The organism is Gammaproteobacteria bacterium, assembly GCA_030680605.1.
In the GTDB taxonomy this organism is placed as follows: Bacteria; Pseudomonadota; Gammaproteobacteria; order SURF-13; family SURF-13; genus JAQBXX01.
This window is the reverse complement of record JAUXUQ010000002.1, coordinates 269712-285434: the sequence shown is the minus strand read 5'-3', so window position 1 is coordinate 285434 and position 15723 is coordinate 269712. Positions and strand designations below refer to the sequence as shown.

At 59.4% G+C, this 15723-nt stretch carries 14 protein-coding genes and 2 tRNA genes; 11 read left to right on the top strand and 5 right to left on the bottom strand.

Translation table 11 applies throughout. The annotated features are described in order from the left end of the window. Window positions 1-23: 23 nt before the first annotated feature. From Q8L89_02865 to amrS, 7 genes are all read left to right on the top strand, one after another. Window positions 24-99 (top strand) — tRNA-Ala (locus Q8L89_02865). Between the two features lie 34 nt (window positions 100-133). Beyond that, window positions 134-209, top strand: a tRNA-Glu gene (locus Q8L89_02860). Between the two features lie 320 nt (window positions 210-529). After that, entirely contained in the window at window positions 530-979 is a 450-nt protein-coding gene (locus tag Q8L89_02855) for a CBS domain-containing protein (GenBank protein ID MDP1707992.1), read from the top strand. Window positions 980-1020: 41 nt separating this feature from the next. Beyond that, window positions 1021-2745 (top strand): DNA polymerase/3'-5' exonuclease PolX, encoded by a 1725-nt coding sequence (polX, locus tag Q8L89_02850; GenBank protein ID MDP1707991.1) that lies wholly within the window; start codon window positions 1021-1023, stop codon window positions 2743-2745. A 103-nt stretch (window positions 2746-2848) separates the two neighbouring features. Next, a complete protein-coding gene (gene amrB, locus Q8L89_02845) occupies window positions 2849-3664 on the top strand; it encodes an AmmeMemoRadiSam system protein B (GenBank protein MDP1707990.1) in 816 nt (271 codons plus the stop codon). Next, window positions 3654-4238, top strand: a complete 585-nt coding sequence (gene amrA / locus Q8L89_02840) for an AmmeMemoRadiSam system protein A (protein ID MDP1707989.1) — start codon at window positions 3654-3656, stop codon at window positions 4236-4238. Before amrB ends, amrA begins: the two co-directional genes overlap by 11 nt. Further along, window positions 4235-5314 carry an AmmeMemoRadiSam system radical SAM enzyme gene (amrS, locus tag Q8L89_02835; protein MDP1707988.1) on the top strand — a complete coding sequence of 360 codons (1080 nt, stop codon included), beginning with the start codon at window positions 4235-4237 and terminating at the stop codon, window positions 5312-5314. Before amrA ends, amrS begins: the two co-directional genes overlap by 4 nt. A 10-nt stretch (window positions 5315-5324) precedes the next feature. Here amrS and glgP read toward each other — a convergent pair whose 3' ends face one another. Continuing rightward, window positions 5325-7016, bottom strand: coding sequence for an alpha-glucan family phosphorylase (gene glgP, locus Q8L89_02830; GenBank protein ID MDP1707987.1), 1692 nt, complete (start codon window positions 7014-7016; stop codon window positions 5325-5327). Window positions 7017-7339: 323 nt separating this feature from the next. Between glgP and Q8L89_02825 the strand changes: the two genes are divergently transcribed. Further along, a complete protein-coding gene (locus Q8L89_02825; protein MDP1707986.1) occupies window positions 7340-8686 on the top strand; it encodes a catalase in 1347 nt (448 codons plus the stop codon). A gap of 155 nt (window positions 8687-8841) precedes the next feature. Here the strand turns inward: Q8L89_02825 and fnr are convergent, their stop codons facing one another. From fnr to gltX, 3 genes are all read right to left on the bottom strand, one after another. Beyond that, window positions 8842-9588, bottom strand: a complete 747-nt coding sequence (gene fnr, locus Q8L89_02820; GenBank protein ID MDP1707985.1) for a fumarate/nitrate reduction transcriptional regulator Fnr — start codon at window positions 9586-9588, stop codon at window positions 8842-8844. Window positions 9589-9727: 139 nt separating this feature from the next. Continuing rightward, window positions 9728-11113, bottom strand: coding sequence for a cysteine--tRNA ligase (gene cysS, locus Q8L89_02815; protein ID MDP1707984.1), 1386 nt, complete (start codon window positions 11111-11113; stop codon window positions 9728-9730). 160 nt (window positions 11114-11273) lie between these two features. After that, window positions 11274-12677, bottom strand: coding sequence for a glutamate--tRNA ligase (gltX, locus tag Q8L89_02810; protein ID MDP1707983.1), 1404 nt, complete (start codon window positions 12675-12677; stop codon window positions 11274-11276). Window positions 12678-12794: 117 nt separating this feature from the next. Here gltX and Q8L89_02805 point away from each other — a divergent pair, with 117 nt between their 5' ends. The 3 genes from Q8L89_02805 to prmB all read left to right on the top strand — a co-directional run bounded on the left by Q8L89_02805 (window position 12795) and on the right by prmB (window position 15176). After that, window positions 12795-13469, top strand: a complete 675-nt coding sequence (locus Q8L89_02805) for a peptidylprolyl isomerase (protein MDP1707982.1) — start codon at window positions 12795-12797, stop codon at window positions 13467-13469. A gap of 61 nt (window positions 13470-13530) precedes the next feature. Beyond that, on the top strand, window positions 13531-14256 hold the full coding sequence (locus Q8L89_02800) for a UDP-2,3-diacylglucosamine diphosphatase (GenBank protein MDP1707981.1): 726 nt from the start codon (window positions 13531-13533) through the stop codon (window positions 14254-14256). Beyond that, window positions 14253-15176: a 50S ribosomal protein L3 N(5)-glutamine methyltransferase gene (gene prmB / locus Q8L89_02795; protein MDP1707980.1), complete on the top strand. Its 924-nt coding sequence runs from the start codon at window positions 14253-14255 to the stop codon at window positions 15174-15176. The genes Q8L89_02800 and prmB overlap by 4 nt, the downstream gene beginning before the upstream one ends. Here the strand turns inward: prmB and Q8L89_02790 are convergent. Beyond that, the gene (locus tag Q8L89_02790) at window positions 15173-15715 is read right to left on the bottom strand and encodes a response regulator transcription factor (GenBank protein MDP1707979.1); all 543 of its coding nucleotides are present in this window, start codon (window positions 15713-15715) and stop codon (window positions 15173-15175) included. The two genes, prmB and Q8L89_02790, sit on opposite strands and share 4 nt — an antisense overlap. Between the last annotated feature and the right edge of the window lie 8 nt (window positions 15716-15723).

Sequence of the window (15723 nt, the reverse complement as noted above, 5' to 3'; positions counted from 1 at the left end):
ACCTAGAATAGCGCCTTGATTTCGGGGCCATAGCTCAGCTGGGAGAGCGCTTGCATGGCATGCAAGAGGTCGGCGGTTCGATCCCGCCTGGCTCCACCACGTTGCTACACGACAGGTTCACACATCATTATCAGTCCCCATCGTCTAGAGGCCTAGGACACTGCCCTTTCACGGCGGCGACAGGGGTTCGAATCCCCTTGGGGACGCCATTAACAAATAAAGCGGGGCGCCTACTTTCAGGCGCCCCGCTTTTTTGTGTACTGCTTTCCCCAAGGGGATGAGAACCGAAGGTTCGACCTGCGCACGCCGGGAGCGTGCGCGGAACAGCGTCGTGAAGCGACGCTGGCCCGAAGGGCGAGCGCCATGGATGGCGCGAGTAATCCCCTTGGGGACGCCATTTTTCAGCAAGCCCTACCTTTGTTACCTGCACCCTGCTGCTTTGTCGCGCCCGTAATTTTAGCAGCGGCCTTGCAGCCCTGCCTGTCTGCCCTCATGATCTGCAGGGTAATCCTACGCAACAGGAGGCATTATGCCCATCGGTGAACTCTGCAGTCGTGCAGTGGTATTCGTGCGCCGGGAAGACTCCGTGCGCGAGGCCGCGCAACTCATGCGTCAGCATCATGTCGGCAATGTGCTGGTGGTGGACGAGAAAGACGCCCAGAGAGTGCCGGTCGGGATCCTGACCGATCGTGACATCGTCGTTGAGGTAGTGGCAAAAAATGTTGATCTCGACAAGGTCAGCGTGGGCGATATCATGAGCTTCGAGCTCGCCAGCGCCCGTGACACGGATGGCGTCTTCGAAACCATTCAGCTCATGCGCATGAAGGGCGTACGCAGACTGCCGGTAGTGAATGCCAGCGGTGGTCTGGTCGGCATACTCGCACTGGACGATATTATCGAGCTGCTGGCCGAGGAACTGTCGGCGCTAGCCAAGCTCATCTCACGCGAGCAGGCGCAGGAGAAAAAGAGAAAGGTGTAGCCAGGCTACAGCGTTGGCATTGCGTCACATGAGCATGAATCATGGTCGTCCATAACACTGACATCGCAGCGGTGTTTGAGGAGATCGCGGGCCTGCTGGAAATCGAAGGCGCCAATCCGTTCCGGATCCGCGCCTACCGCAATGCCGCGCGCGTGATCAGCGACCTCAACCGCGAAGCGGGCGCCATGATCGCGGGCGGTGCCGATCTCACCGATCTGCCCGGCATCGGCGACGACCTTGCCGCAAAAATACGCGAGATCGTCGACACCGGCACCTGCGCCCTGCTGCGCAAGCTGAAAAAACAGACTCCGCCCGCGCTCGTCGAATTGCTCAAACTCCCCGGCCTCGGCCCGAAGAAGGTCAAGGTTCTCTACCACGAACTGGACATCCACTCGCTCGACCAACTGGCGCGCGCCGCGCGCGACGGACGCATCCGACTTCTGCACGGATTTGGCGAGAAGACCGAAGCAAAAATACTGCATGCCATCGATATGCAAGCCGGTACCACCGCTCGCTTCAAGCTGGCGCTGGCGGCACAATATGGCGAACGGCTGGTGGATTACCTCAAGGCCGTGCCCAGTGTACAGCAGGTGATCGTGGCGGGAAGTTTTCGCCGTTGCAAGGAAACCGTGGGCGACCTCGATATCCTCGTCACCGCGAGTCGTAGCAGCCCGGTCATGGATCGTTTCGTCAACTATGACGAAGTGGCGGAAGTTGTATCCAAGGGCACCACGCGCGCCACAGTGCGCCTTCGCTCCAAACTGCAGGTGGACATCCGCGTGGTGGCGCAACAGGCGTACGGCGCCGCGCTGCACTATTTTACCGGCAGCAAATCGCACAACATCACGATTCGCAAGATCGGTCAGGAGATGGGTCTCAAGATCAACGAGTACGGTGTATTCCGCGGCAAACAGCGCATCGCGGGCCAAACCGAAGAATCGGTATATGCAGCCGTCGGCCTGCCCTATATCGAACCGGAGCTGCGCGAAAACCGTGGCGAAATCGAAGCGGCGCGCGCGCACCGGCTGCCCAGGCTGATCCAACTCGCCGATCTGCGCGGCGACCTGCATGCGCATACCAAGGCCACCGACGGGCGCAATACGCTGCGCGAAATGGCAGAGGCGGCGAGGCAACACGGCCTTGAATATCTCGCCATCACTGAACACTCTCGCCACCTCACAATCGCTCATGGCCTCACTCCACAACGACTACTGGCACAGATGGGCGAGATCGACCGGCTGAATGCCAGACTCAAAGGCATCACGCTGCTCAAGGGCATCGAGGTGGACATTCTGGAAGACGGTGCGCTGGATTTGCCGGATAATTTACTGGGGCAACTCGATATCGTGGTTGCTGCAGTGCACAGCCACTTCAATCTCTCTCGGGCCAAACAGACTACACGCATTCTGAAGGCGATGGATCATCCGCACTTCTCCATCCTTGCCCACCCCACCGGGCGCCTGATCGAGGAGCGCGCCCCCTATGATGCCGACATGCTGCGCATCATCCGCCATGCGCGCGAACGTGGCTGTTTTCTGGAGATCAATGCGCACCCGGAACGGCTCGACCTGCTCGACATCTACGCCCAGATGGCAAAAGAGGAAGGCGTGCTGGTCGCCATCAACTCCGATGCACACAGCGCAAACCAGTTCGACAATTTGCGCTTTGGCGTGGGCCAGGCGCGGCGTGGCTGGCTGGAGAAGGGCGACGTCCTGAACACGCGCCCGCTCAAGGAATTGCGCGCCTTGTTGGCGCGCACGCTGTGAACTCATCCTGAGCCCTTCGACTACGCTTGGTCCAGCCTCGAAAACACTCGCACCGGTGCGCTGCAACCTTGAGATAGGCGCCGTACGCCCCCATATCTGCCCTATGTCACATACTATCCGTCCACCTGCCGTTGCCGGCAGTTTTTACCCCGCCCGCCCCACCGAGCTTGTACGCACGGTAGATGAGTTATTGAGTGCCGTGAGTAATGAATTTTCCGAGACAGCGCCTAAAGTGATCATCGTGCCGCATGCGGGTTATGTGTACTCCGGGCCAGTCGCAGCGAGCGCCTATGCGCGCCTGAGGCAGGCGGCACACAGGATCCGCCGCGTGGTACTGCTCGGGCCGGTACATCGCGTGCCGATACGCGGACTCGCGCTGCCGGAGGCGCAGGCCCTGGCAACGCCGCTCGGCGTGATCCCGGTGGATGCTGATGCTATGCATGCCATCGCGCATCTGCCGCAGGTCGGCGTAAGCGCCGCCGCGCACGCGCTGGAGCACTCACTCGAAGTGCAGTTGCCGTTCCTGCAACGCCTGCTGGGTGATTTCAGCATAGTGCCACTGGCCGTGGGCGATGCCACGCCCGACGAGGTGGCCGAGGTGATAGACGCATTGTGGGGCGGGGCGGAAACCCTCATCGTAATCAGTTCCGACCTTTCACACTATCTGTCCTACGCCACCGCGTGCGACGTGGACGGAGCAACGGCGCAGCAGATTCTTGCCCTCGGCCCGGGAACGCTGACGCACGAACAGGCCTGCGGCGCCACGCCGGTAAACGGCTTGTTGGCGGTCGCGCGCAGACGCCGGTTGCGCTCCACGCTGCTCGATCTGCGCAATTCCGGCGACACCGCCGGGCCGCGCGATCAGGTCGTGGGCTACAGCGCCTTTGCATTTTATGAGGACGAGACACATGCACACTGAGCAAGGCGCAATCCTGCTTGGCCTTGCACGCGCCAGTATCCACGCGGCGCTGGGTGGGCCAGCCGCCAACCCAGCTGCGGCGGACTGGCTCCGCGAGCGCGGTGCGTGCTTCGTCACGCTCACGCAGCATGACAGGCTGCGTGGGTGCATCGGCACACTTGAGGCACATCGCCCGCTCATGGAAGACGTGCGCGCCAACGCGGTCGCCGCCGCGTTCCACGATCCGCGCTTTATACCGTTGACCGCCCCCGAACTGCCGCACACGTGCATCGAGATTTCACTGCTCTCGCGGATGGAGCCGCTGGATTTCAAGGACGAGTCCGATCTGCACGCGCAACTGCGGCCTCACACCGATGGCGTGGTGCTGCGCTACGGCGCGCAACGCGGCACCTTCCTGCCGCAGGTGTGGCAACACCTGCCCGGTACGCGCGATTTCCTGCGCGAGCTCAAGCAAAAAGCGGGCTTGCCCGCTGATTTCTGGGCGCAGGAAATCGAGGTCTACCGCTACACCGTACGCAAATGGCATGAACGGGATTCATTGGCTGAAGCCGGGACAGCATCGGGCACACTATGACTAACGAGAACTTTCCCGGCCGCTACTGGCACAAACTGGACGACGGACGCATCCAGTGCGATCTCTGCCCGCGCGACTGCAAGCTGCACGAGGGCCAGCGCGGCGCCTGCTTTGTGCGCAGCCGCATCGGCGACCAGATGGTGCTGACAACCTACGGGCGCTCATCCGGTTTCTGCATAGATCCGATCGAGAAGAAGCCGCTCAACCATTTCTACCCCGGTAGCAGCGTATTTTCCTTCGGCACCGCAGGCTGCAATCTCGCCTGCAAGTTTTGCCAGAACTGGGATATTTCAAAATCGCGCGACTTTGACCGCCTGACCGACGAGGCAAGTCCGGAAGCCATCGCGCGCAAGGCCCGCGACCTCGGCTGCAAGAGCGTGGCGTTTACCTATAACGATCCGGTGATCTTCGCCGAATATGCGATGGACGTTGCGGACGCCTGCCACGCGCGCGGCATTCGGACCGTGGCAGTAACCGCAGGGTATATGCACGCCGAACCGCGACGTGATTTCTACGCCAAAATAGATGCGGCCAACGTCGACCTGAAGGCGTTCACCGACGAGTTTTACTACAAGCTCACCGGCGCCCGCCTCGCGCCGGTGCTGGAAACGCTCAAGTATCTAAAGCACGAGACCCAGGTGTGGTTTGAAATCACCACCCTGCTCATCCCGGGCCACAATGACTCCGATGAAGAGCTTACCCGCATGAGCGAGTGGATCATGGAAAACCTCGGCCCCGACGTGCCGCTGCACTTCAGCGCCTTTCACCCCGACTACAAGATGCTCGATATCCCTGCCACACCCGCCGCAACGCTGCAACGCGCGCGCCGCATCGCCATGAATGCCGGCCTGCATTACGTGTACACCGGCAATGTGCACGACCCCGAGGGCGACACGACGTATTGTGCGCAGTGCCGGACGCCGCTTATTGTGCGTGACTGGTACGAGATTCTGGAATACCGCGTAACGCCGCAGGGCCAGTGCCCGCAATGCCACACGCCGCTGGCGGGAAGGTTCGACACACAGGCCGGCCACTTCGGGCGCCACCGCATCCCGGTCGCCATGCATGCCGAATGAAGGCGCACGTTCAGCGGATATAGGCTTCCGTGGCATAGCGCCGCATCATGCGGTGGCTGTTGAAATACGAGGCATTCTTGGTGATCGCGCCCTTCATCATGCCTATCCACCCGGCGCGGTTGCTGTAATACAGCGGCAACACCTTATCCTCCAGCTGCTGGTACAGTGATTGCGCATCTTCTCCATTATGCTTCTCGCTGGAATCACCGACGGCCCAGCCCGTTACACCCTCAATATAACCCTCGATCCACCAGCCATCCAGCACGCTCAGCTGCGGCACGCCGTTGAAGGCGGCCTTCATGCCGCTGGTGCCTGAGGCCTCCATGGGGCGGAGCGGCGTGTTGAGCCACACGTCAACGCCTGCCGTCATCACCGCCGCAATGTCCAAGTCATAGTTGGGCAGGTATGCGATGGTGATACTCCCCGCGAGTTCACGCATATATTGATGGAGCAGCGCGATCAGGCGCTTGCCGCCTTCATCGCGCGGATGCGCCTTGCCCGCAAGCACCAGCTGAAACGGGCGCTCGTCGGCGATCGCCTTGAGCCTCGCGAGATCTGAAAACAGCAGGTCTGGCCGTTTGTAGGCAGTCATGCGGCGTGCAAAGCCGAGAATGGGGACGTGCGGACTCAGTGCTACGGAGGTCAGTTCCTTGACCTTGTCAATCAACGCGCGCTTCGCCTCGGCATGCGCCATCCAGATCGCCTCGTCCGGGATACGATCGGCGCGTGACAATAGCTCCGGCTCATGACACCAGCCTGGAAGATAATGATCGTACAGCTTCGCAAATGGCGGCGACGTCCATGAGTACGGGTGCACGCCGTTAGTCACGGCATGCACACGGTAACCCGGATAAAGTTTCCGTGACACCTCGGCATGGCGCTTGGCCACACCATTGACGAACTGGCTGAGATTGAGCGCCAGCCGGGTCATGTTAAGCGCGTCTTTTCCCGCCAGCGACTGGAGCGTGGCGCGATCAATAAAATCATTCAACACCCGGGTTACCAGATCATAAGGAAACTGGTCGTGCCCCGCCTCGACCGGCGTATGGGTAGTGAAATTACACAGCTCCCTGACGCGCGGGACATCGTAGGGTGACTCGCCGGGGCGCAAATCCTCCGCCGGATAGGCGTAACGGCGCAACAACTCCAGCGCCAGCAGCGCGGAGTGACCTTCATTCATGTGATATTGACGAATGGTAAAGCCCAGCGCCTGCAGCATGCGCACACCCCCAATACCCAGCACGATCTCCTGCTTCAGGCGATAGGCGGTATCGCCGCCATACAGGTGATCGGTAATGGCGCGATCCTCCGCGCTGTTTTCAGCCAGACTGGTGTCGAGCAGGATAACGGGTATGCGTCCGTTCATATGGCCCTGCAACTCGTAGAGCCAACCACACACCCATACATCACGTCCTTCTATCTGGATAGCCACCGCTGCCGTGAGACGCGAGGCCCAGCGGGCCGGCTCCCATGTATCCGGATGCTCCACCTGCCGGCCCTGGGCATTGATTTCCTGGCGGAAATAACCTGCGCGGCTTGCCAGCGTCACGGCGACCAGCGGCAATTCAAGATCAGCCGCCGCACGCACCGTGTCGCCCGCCAGCACCCCTAACCCGCCGCTGTAAGTTGGAATTTCCTTGCGCAGCGCAATCTCCATGGAGAAATAGGCGATGCGGGGTTCATGAATAAATTGGTTGAGCATTGTTTAATTCTACAGTGAATGGGACGCATAGTTTACGCTAACAGCGACTCTTCACGACCGTAGCATGATATAGATCAACTTCCTCGATGAAGAGCTGATCGCTCATTTGGCGCGGGCTGCCTTGCGTATGATGCACGCGGCATGTGCCCGGCCTCTCCTACAGTCGCACGCCTTATCCACCGGGTACAGATAAACAGCGGCCCCTGAAGCACCATTGGAGAATCCATTCTGTTTGATCTACATCAAGGCGACACATTTGCGGCCGGATTATTCTGAATAAAGATGTACATCCCGAGTTGGGCCAAGCCAGGGAGGAAAGACGCATGCGCACGACAGCCAATGTAGTCGCTTTAAAACCTGCCTCGCGCCCTGAAAACAGACGCCCCCAGTCTTCAGGCCACGCAGAGCCCACACCCAGCGCGGCCTGCTCCAGGGGCGTACCACAGCTGTTCAGTGCCGGCGCCTATGGCTATTTCGAGGCCACCGACGACCTCACACCTTGGTGCAGCGCGCAGTTTCTTGCCAAAGCGCACAAGCGCACACCCGTATTCATGCGGTTTACCGTACCGTCGGGGGGCAGGCATGTGGCCGACGGCGCGCGCGAAATATACGGCATCGCACTCAAGCTGCACACGGAGCAAGGAGTCTACGACATCATCGGCGGCAATATGCCCTTGTTTTTCATACGCGACCCGGCCAAATATGAGTCCCTGGTGCGCAGCCAGAAAACGCACAGCGTGCTCAACCGCAAAGACCCGAACCGGATCTGGGATTTTCTCTCGCGCACGCCCGAGGCAACCTCCCTGCTGACGCTGCTGTTTTCCGACGATGGCACACCCAGGTCTTTCCGGCACATGGATGCATATGGCGCACACGTAGCGAGGTGGGTTAATCAAGCAGGCGAGACAGTGTGGGTGAAGTACCACTTCGAAACAGAGCAGGGGAAAGAGAACATCGACCTAAAACGGGCCATGCAGCGTGCGGCGGATAACCCCAATTACACAACCTGGGACCTGCTGACGACCCTGAACAAGGGCGGTACAGCGGCGTGGAGGATGCTCGTGCAGATCATGCCGGACGAGGATGCGGCCGCTTGCCCCTTTGACCCCTGCGATCCGACCCGCATATGGCCTGTCACCGACTATCCACTCATCCCGGCAGGTCGTCTCGTGCTCAATCGTAACCCGGAGGATTACGCCCGCACAGTAGGCGAGGCCAGCTTCTCGCCTGCCCATGTGGTACCCGGCATCGGATTGCCTGCCAATAGCATGCTGCCCTACCTGGCGGCCTGGCACACCAACACACGCAATGCCACACCGCTGCATTTGCAGCCTCAGTTGGACGGTCTGGACGCAGACAACCCTCACATGCTCAAGGCGACAACTGAAGCGACCAGGCCACATGACGACTACGCCCAGGCCGGTGCGTACTTCCGGGCGCTGAGCGAAGATGCGAAGACACATCTCGCGACCAATATCGTTCACGCACTTCAGCTTGCCGAACGCGATATCCAGTTACGACAGCTGGCGCATTTCACGCAGGCCGACAACGACTACGGCCTGCGTATCGCGCGCGGATTGAATCTTGCAACCATGATGCCGGCCGATGTCGATGCAGCCGTATCCTCTGCGCTCAGGGAGCACTCCCATGACCGATCTTGCGCTATTTAATCTCACAGGCGTAAATTTGGAGGATCAGTTTAAAAGCATCTTTCAGCATGTGGAGCACGCAGCCTGTGCAGCGCTTCCGGCGCACAGGGATTTAGCTGCGCCTCATGCACACCGAGATAGGGCAGAAATTGGCAGTGGCCAGCGAAACCTGCCCCTCATACCTGACTCCAGTGATCGAGCAGTCCCGCGAGACGGACAGAGTCGCGCAGTGTCACGTCGCGGCGGCTGACCTTTATCATTCCTTCGGCTTGAAAGTGGGCAAGGGTGCGACTTACCGTTTCCAGTGTAAGCCCGAGATAATTGCCGATCTCTTCACGCGTCATGCACAGATGAAGCCGGGTCGGGCTGAATCCGCGCAGCGTAAAGCGTTGCGACAGATTCAGCAGAAATGCAGCCAGCCGCTGCTCGGCCTTCATCTTGCCGAGCAACAGCATGTGCTGCTGCTCCTGGGCAATCTCACGGCTCATGAGTTTGTAAAAGTGATGTCCAAGCGCGGGTATCGAGCCAGCCAGGCGTTCAAGATCCGTAAAAGGAATCTCGCACACCACGCCGTCCTCCAGTGCAACGGCATTGTAGTGATGCCGGTCGGAACTGATGGCATCCATACCCAGCAGATCACCGGTCATGTAGAAGCCGGTGATCCTCTCCTGCCCTTCATCACTCAGGCTGAAAGTCTTGAAAAATCCACTCTTGATGGCGTACAGCGAGCCAAATGTCCGCCCGCTGCGATACAGGTAATCGCCACGTTTGTTTTTGCGACGCACATTGACGATCTGGTCAAGCCGTTCGGTATCACCGGCGCTGAGCCCCATGGGCAGACACAGTTCATGGAGTGGGCAGCTTGCACAACTGGACTTGAGGTTGGCCAGGGTAACCTTGATGGGAATGCTTTGAAGCAGCATAGCGAGCCTTCAGGGTTGCCGTTTGGGCGAGTGCATCAATCCTACACTCTGCCTTACCGGGAAGTAAAGTAATGCATTATAAAACACTACGTTGCGCATGGAATCCGCCCGGATGGTGCCCCGGTGTCACGCCATCGGGCTATTTGCGGCGCCAAGTGGTGCCGCTGGCGCTGTCTTCCAGAATAATATTATTCTGACCCAATAAGTTACGCAGGCGGTCGGATTCTGCCCAGTTGCTGTGCATACGCGCACTGTCACGCTCGGTAATAAGCCGTTCGACCTCGTCCTGCGACAACTCGCCGTGTTTCGGCGCACCGGCCTGAAGATACAGTTCCGCATCGGCCTGTAACAGACCGAGGATCGCGCCCAGATGGCGCAAGGTCATCGCCAGTCGCGCCGCTTGCGTCATGTCATGCGCGCGCGCCTTGTTGATATCGCGCACCAGATCAAACAGCACGGCAAACGCTACCGGGGTATTGAAATCATCCTCCATGGCGGCGCGGAAACGCACACCATACTCACCACTGTCGTCAGCCTCAGTCTCAGACAACCCACGCAATGCCGTATACAGCCGCGTAAGCGCAGCCCGTGCATTGTCCAGGTGCTCACTGGAATAATTCAGCGGGCCACGGTAGTGACTGGACAGGATAAAGTAACGTATCTCCTCGGGATGATAGTGCTTCAAAACCTCGCGCACGGTAAAGAAATTGCCGAGCGATTTCGACATCTTCTCATCATCTACACGCACAAAGCCGTTGTGCATCCACACATTGACGAATTTGTGGCCGCTGGCGCCTTCGGACTGGGCGATTTCATTTTCATGATGCGGAAACATCAGGTCCAGGCCGCCACCATGAATATCAAAGTGCTCACCCAGGCAGTGCATGGACATGGCGGAGCATTCGATGTGCCAGCCGGGGCGGCCGCGGCCCCAGGGTGAATCCCAGAATGGCTCATTCGGCTTGGCGGCCTTCCACAACACGAAATCCAGCGGATCGTGCTTGGCCTCCTCGATTCCTACCCGCGCGCCTGCGCGCAGGTCTTCCAGGTGTTTACCTGACAGTTTGCCGTACTGCTTGAACTTGCTCACCGCGTAATAGACATCGCCATTGTCTGCCTGATAGGCGTAGCCGTTCTTCACCAGTGCAGCAATCAATCCGACGATGTCAGCAATGTGCTGGGTGGCGCGCGGCTCTGCATCGGGGCGCTTCACGCCCAGCTTGTCCGCATCCTCATTCATTGCCTGGATAAAACGTTCTGTCAGGGTGTCGATGGCCTCGCCATTCTCCTGCGCTCGCCGGATGATCTTGTCGTCGATATCGGTGATATTGCGCACATACGTCACGTCATAACCCTGGCTGCGCAGGTAGCGCACCACGGTATCAAACACCACCAGCACCCGCGCATGCCCCAGATGACAGTAGTCATAGACCGTCATGCCGCAGACATAGAGGCGCACCTTGCCGGGCGTGATGGGGGCAAACGGCTCTTTGACCCTGGTGAGGCTGTTATGAATATGCAGCATAAAACGCAGTCACATGTCTTCGCATCGAGGCCATAATGCTTGATTAAAAACTTCAACGCAAAGTCGCCAAGACGCAAAGATTTTTATTAACATAAATTTGGTGTTCTCTGCGTCTTGGCGACTTTGCGTTGAGTATTTGCAGAAAACAGGCATTCCCACCCTACTTTTTAATAATCAGTGCCGCTTCAAGACGGTTACGGGCGCGCTCCGCGCCCATCAGCGGCAACAGTCGCACCATCTCAGGCCCGTCGAGTTCGCCGCTGAGTGCCGCGCGCAACGGCTGATAGAGCGCCTTTCCGTTCGCGCCCGTGGCGGCCTTCAACATCTGCGCGAGCGCCTTGAAGTCCTGCGGCTGCTGCTCCAGCGCACGCATCGCGTGCTCGAAGAAGCGTGTTCCGGCTTGCCCTATGACGGCACGTGCCGCCGGACTCAACTCCAGCGGGTCGTGGTACAGGATACGCGCCCACAGCAGGGCGTCCGGCGGCAGTTCGATATTGGGCCGCACGGCCTCGATGAAATCCTGCCTCTGCGACTCTGGCACCAGTGCCTGCACCTCAGCACCCATCCAGCACCCGAGGACATCTGCGTCGACATGTGCAACCGCCTGTTGTTGCCAGTGCCGCAGTTGCACGCTGTCGAAATGCACCGGCGCGCGCCCCAGTTTATCCACATGAAATCCTGCAGCCAGCGCATTCAGGTTCAGCAGGCCGTCTATTGTATAGTGATGTCCCAGTCGCGCGAGGTAGTTGGTCACCGCTGTCGCGAAATAGCCCGCATCCCGCAACTCGCGCACGCTACTGCTGCCATGGCGCTTGGACAGGGGCGTGCCGTCGGCGCCTACGATCAGAGACAAATGTCCGTACTGGGGTATCCGCAGACCCAGCGCACGCAGCAGCAGGATTTGACGCGGCGTATTGGTGAGATGGTCTTCGCCACGCAACACATGGGTCACCTGCATCAAGGCGTCATCCACTGCATTGCTGAAGAAAAACGCTGCCGTACCGTCGGCCCGGCGGACGATAAAGTCGCCGATGTCATCGCTTGCGAAACGCTGTGGGCCGCGCACCATGTCCTCAAATTCCACCTGTTCGCCGCGCGGCACACGAAAGCGTAATGTGGGTAATTCGCCTTTGGCGAGTTTCGCCCTGATCAGCTCTGGCGCAAGCTCCGCACAGGTGCCGGCATAGCGTGGTGGCTTGCCCACTTGCATCTGCGCCTTGCGCGACAGCGCAAGCTCCTGCGCACTGCAAAAGCAGGGGTACACCCGTGCGGCTATCTCCAGGCGCTCAAAATACTCCTGATAGATGGCCGTACGCTCAGACTGCATATAAGGGCCATTCGCACCCCCTGCGCACGGACCCTCCTGCCAATCAAGCCCGAGCCAGTGCAAATCCTCCTCAATCGCCTCGATATAGCGTGTTTCGCAGCGTTCGCGGTCAGTGTCTTCAATCCGCAACAGAAAAATACCGCCCGTGTGTCGCGCAAGCAACGCACAGAAGAGCGCAATACGGGTGTTACCGATATGCAGAAATCCACTCGGGCTGGGTGCGAAACGTGTTTTCATGCGTTTTGTCATTTTGGCCTGACATACTAACAAAAATGCAGGGTCTTTCCATCCGGGCTGAGACGGATTATGATTACCGGATACCATACCGGGAGTAAACCAAAGGAGTACCGTGCCATGAGACATTCGTTCACAGCCCTGGTTCTCGCTGCATTGCTTGCCTCCACCGGGGTCTACACCCAGGCTGGGGAAGCCACACCCTCTTATGTGCGTATCCAGACCAGCCAGGGTGACATCCTGATCGAACTCGACAGCGCCAGCGCGCCCAAATCCGTCGAGAATTTTCTGACCTATGTGCGCGAAGGCGGCTATAACGGCACCATCTTTCACCGCGTGATTGGCGACTTCGTGGTCCAGGGCGGCTGTTTCACGTCCGACTTCGAGCAACGCCCCACACACAGCCCCATCCCCACTGAGGCCACCAATGGTCTCCTGAACAAACGCGGCACGGTAGCCATGGCACGCAACAAAGATCATGATTCTGCGACCAACCAGTTTTTCATTAATCTCAGCGATAATATTCACCTCAACCATCATGCACCTACGCCGGGCTACTGGGGCTATGCCGTATTCGGCAAGGTCGTGCAGGGCATGGACGTGGTGGACCGCATCGGCCAGTCCGCTACCGGAAAGGGCGGCCCGTTTCCGGAGGATGTTCCCCAGTCGCCTATCCTGATCACTCAGGCGAGCCTTGTGCCGCCGTCAGCACTGATGACGGCACAGCTTGAAGCAGAAACCACCGCAGAACCTAACCGCGCCACAGGTGCAAAAACCAGTCAGAATAACAAATAACCGGCTGCCGCAGCACTTGCGCTGATCCCGCGCAAATGCGCGGGATCAGCGCAACCTCCCCATGACGCTATTCATCTCTGATCTGCACCTGTGCGAGCAGCGCCCCGTGCCTGCCCGGCGATTCATACGCTTTCTGGAGCAGGATGCCCGTAATGCAGGCCCTTTGTACATCCTTGGTGACCTGTTCGAGGCCTGGCTGGGTGATGACGACACGAGTGACTTTCACAGCGAAATTACCCAAGCGCTACACGCGTGCGTGAGCAAAGGCACACCGGTCTTCCTGTTGCACGGTAACCGAGACTTCCTGATCGGTACCGAGTTCGAGCGTCACACCGGATGCCGGCTGCTGCCTGACCCGAGCGTGATTGATCTCGACGGCATACCCGCCCTCATCATGCACGGCGACACGCTATGCACTGACGACCTCGAATATCAGGAGTTTCGCGTTACCGTGCGCGATCCACAATGGCAACAGAAGTTTCTTGCCCAGCCCCTGTCGCAACGGCGCGAGATTGCCCAGCACCTGCGCGATGAATCGCAGATGAGAACGCGCGAAAAACCAGAGCAGATCATGGATGTGAACCAACAGACGGTCGAACATGTCATGCGCGACCACCATGTCAATCTGATGATTCACGGTCACACACACCGCCCCGCCATGCATGATTTCACGCTGGATGGCGAGCCGGTGCGCCGCATCGTACTCGGCGACTGGTACGAGCAAGGCAGTGTACTCACACACGACGCACACGGTTTCATGCTCAGTCAGTTGCCGTTCCGCGCATGAGCAGCCCACAAGAAGCCGTCGAGGAACTGCACAGCCCGCGCGACTTCATCCGCTGGGGTGCCAGCCGCTTCAATGAGGCCGGCCTGCATTTCGGCCACGGCACGGATAATGCCGTGGATGAAGCCGCGAGCCTGGTGCTGCACGCGCTCCACCTGCCGTATGGGGCACCGCCTGACGCCCTGCTCGCCACCCTCACGCAGCGAGAGAAACAGACGGTCGTGGACTTGCTTATGCGGCGTATTGACGAGCGCCTGCCCGCCCCCTATCTTATACATGAGGCCTGGTTCGCGGGCCTGAACTTTTACATCGATGAGCGCGTGCTGGTGCCGCGCTCACCCATCGCCGAACTCGTTGAACACCAGTTTGCACCCTGGATCGACGCGTCAGCGGTACACCAAATCCTGGATCTCTGCACCGGCAGCGGCTGCATCGCCATTGCCTGCGCCTATGCATTTCCACACGCGGTTGTCGATGCCACCGACATCTCGACCGCCGCGCTTGAAGTCACTGCCATCAACATCGCACGCCATGGCGTCAGCGACCGTGTCCATGACGTGCTCTCTGATGTCTTCGACGCACTCGAGGATAGAACCTACGACATCATCATCAGCAACCCGCCTTATGTCGATGCTGCCGACATGGCGGCACTGCCGGCGGAATTCCATCACGAGCCGTCACTCGGCCTCACAGCGGGCAAGGATGGTCTCGACATCGTACGCCGCATCCTGCGCCAGGCACACCGCCACCTCAACCCGGGCGGCATTCTGGTGGTCGAAGTCGGTAACAGCGAGCAGGCGCTGCTGGAGTCCTTTCCGGATGTGCCGTTCGTGTGGCCCGAATTCGAACATGGTGGTGGTGGTGTGTTTCTGCTCACGCAGGAGCAGGTAACAGACTACCAGGAGGCACTCGGCGGCAGCTAGTTGCTGCGTTGTGGAGATGGACGCTTCTGCAGCTTGCGTTGCAACGTACGCCGGTGCATGCCCAGCGTGCGGGCGGCAGCTGAGATGTTGCCGTCGCACTCGGCAAGCACCTTCTGCAGATGCTCCCACTCCAGCCGCTCCACGGACATGGGTCGCATCGCAACCTCCGTATCTTTGGTGCCGGGCTGGTGACCAAACGCCGCGACAATTTCATCCGCATCGGCGGGTTTGGCCAGATACTGGGTCGCGCCCAGTTTCACGGCCTCTACGGCGGTCGCAATACTCGCATAGCCGGTAAGCACCACTATCCGCGCAGCCGGAACCTGCTGTTTGAAATATGCGACCAGCGCCAGCCCGGACGGTCCGGGCATCTTGAGGTCGATCACTGCATAACCGGGCAGTACCTGCGCAAGCAGCAGTTTCGCCTCATCCACGTTATGCGCCACACTCACCACAAAGCCGCGCCTGCACAATGCCTGCTCCAGCACCTTGCAAAATGTAACGTCGTCATCAACCAGCAGCAACTTGCTGGGTGACATGTTTTCCG